Here is a 2515-nt window from a genome sequence, read left to right as displayed (position 1 = left end):
CGAGCGTCGCGACGCGCGGGCTCGCGATGCCGGGCACGGGTGCACGCTGCTGCGCGCGCGGCACGCGATTCACGATCGCGAGCCGGTAGGCTCGCCGGCCGTCAGACGACGGTGCGCCGGCCTCCGGCGCCGACACCTGCAACACATAGCCGCCGTCCGCCGGCGCGACGAACATGAAATCGCGCGATTGGCCATCGGCCGTCACGAGTCGCCGCAGATGGCGGCCGTCGCCCGTCGCGAGATCGACAGTCGCCGCCGCGCCTTCGAGACGCCCCTGGACGAACGTACCGGCATCGAGCGCCAGCGCGTGCGCCGTCGGTTCGCGCGCCACATTGCCCGTCACCACCTCGCCCGTCGCGAACGTGCCTTCCGCGTGCGCGGTCGACATAACGATCGCCGCCAGCACCACACCGACACGCCACGTACACGCCATGCGCGTAGCCCGGTTCCGGAGAGTCATCATCGTGCGCCTCAGAAGTCGATGGTGGCCGACACCTTGAAGGTACGCGGCGCGTTCTGCGTGACGTAACCGTCGTTGAACGTGCCGGCCCAGAACGTGCGGTTCGCGACGTTCTCGACGGCGCCGCGCAGCACGACCGCCTTGCCGGCGACCTGCGTTGCGTAGCGCGCGCCGAGATCGAACCGGGTCCAGCCGGGGATGCGCTGCGTGTTCGTCGAGTTGACGAACTGCGCGCTCGTCGCCACCGCGCGACCGGACAGCGTCAGCCCTTGCACCCACGGCGTATCCCATTCGAGGCCGAGGTTCGCCGTCCATTTCGGCACGCCGTACGCCGTGTTGCCGTCATAAACGCCGCCGGCCGTGTGCGTCAGCAGCGCCTGCGTGTACGCGACGCCGCCCAGCACGCGCAGCCGCGGCACCACCTGGCCGAACACGTTCCATTCGACGCCGCGGTTGCGCTGCTCGCCATCGGCGCTGTACAGGTTGATCGCGGGGTCCTTCAGCATGCTCGGCTTCGTGATCTGGAACAGCGACAGCGTGTTCGCGAAGGTGTCGGTCTCCCATTTCGCACCGACCTCGACCTGCTTGCTCTTGTACGGCGCGAACATCTGGCCATAGTTCTTCGCGGTGACGTCGGACACGGTGTCGCCCTGGGTCAGCCCTTCGACATAATTCGCATACAGCGACACATCCGGCCCGAACGGTCTGACGACGAGTGCGAACGCAGGCGTCAGCGCGGTTTCGTTGTAGTCCGCGGTCTTCAGCCCTGTCGCGGCCGCATAGGTCTTCGCATGGACGCGCTGACTGCGCAACCCGACCGTGAGCTGCACGCGATCGCGTGCGAGCGACAGCGTATCGGCCAGCGCGACGCTCGTCAGCGCGGACTCCGACGTCTTCGGCGCCGGGCCCGGCGACGGCGCGAGCGGCGGATCGATCGGCGCGTAGATGTTCGACGCGAACATCGCGCTCGTCCGGTTGATCGTGCCGGCCTCGATCTGCAGCGACGTCACGCCGAGCGACACCTGATGGCTGACGGGCCCCGTGCGAAACCGGGCGCGGGCGCCGGCCTCGATCGACGTCGTGTCGGTATAGCCGTTCTGGTTGTACGTCACCGCGCGATAGTTGCCGTTCGGCTGGATCGCGCCGGCCCGCGTCCCGTTGATGAAACCCGCGTAGCGATAGCTGAGGCCGCCGATCCCCGCGTAGGCGGTAATCCGGTCGGTCAGGTCGAGTTCCCCGCGCGCGACGACGGCCTGGTTGTCGAGCTTGCCCCATGCGCCGCGCAGCAGGTTCGTGCCGGGTGACGGCGGGCTCACGACCTGGCTCGCGAACGACGCCATCCACGGGCTGCCGTTGTCGAAACGTTCGGTGTCCGTATAGGCATCGAGCGAGAAACGCGCACGCTCACCCTTCACGTCGAACGCGAGCGACGCGAACTCGCGCTTCTTGTTCTGCCCGTCCATCGTCGTGCGGCCGTCGCGATACGCACCGTTCACACGGATGCCGACCTGGTTCCTGTCGCCGAAGCGCCGGCCGAGATCCGCGTGCACGCCGAACTGGCCATCCGAGATGTAGTCGGTGGTGAGCCGCGCGAGCGGCGTGTCGCCCGCCCGCTTCGGGACGAGGTTGATCGCACCGCCGACGCCGCCGCTCGGCGAAATGCCGTTCAGCAGCGCGTTCGGCCCTTTCAGCACTTCGATGCGCTCGATGAATTCGGTGGGCGAGTGACCGTATGGGGCGAGCCCGTACATCCCGTTGAACGCGAGATCGTCGGCGATCACGTTGAAGCCGCGGATCGTGTAGTTCTCGACGATATGACCGGTCGACGTCGTGAAGCGCACCGATGGATCGTTCTCCAGCACGTCGGCGACAGTGCCGGCCTGCTGGTTCTCGATCAACGCCGAGGTATAGCTCGTGATGTTGAATGGCGCATCCATGAAGTCGGCGTTGCCGAGCATGCCGAGCCGGCCCCCGCGCGCGACCTGACCGCCGGTGTACGCCTCGGGCAGTGCCTCCGCACGCGCGCTCACGACGATCGCCGGCAGCGTCGCGCCT

General features: G+C 68.0%; 1 protein-coding gene and 1 pseudogene. Both read right to left on the bottom strand.

Translation table 11 applies throughout. From position 1 onward, the window contains the following. Positions 1–388: pseudogene (locus G3N93_RS38360) on the bottom strand (esterase); the annotation flags it as partial. A gap of 83 nt (positions 389–471) precedes the next feature. Next, positions 472–2515 (bottom strand): TonB-dependent siderophore receptor (locus G3N93_RS38355; RefSeq protein ID WP_206135369.1); only part of this gene is annotated, 2044 nt, incomplete at its 5' end.

This window comes from Burkholderia sp. Se-20378 (assembly GCF_017104665.1).
Taxonomy (GTDB): Bacteria; Pseudomonadota; Gammaproteobacteria; order Burkholderiales; family Burkholderiaceae; genus Burkholderia; species Burkholderia lata.
The sequence above is the reverse complement of the archived record's forward strand: the minus strand, read 5'-3'. Positions and strand labels throughout refer to the sequence as shown.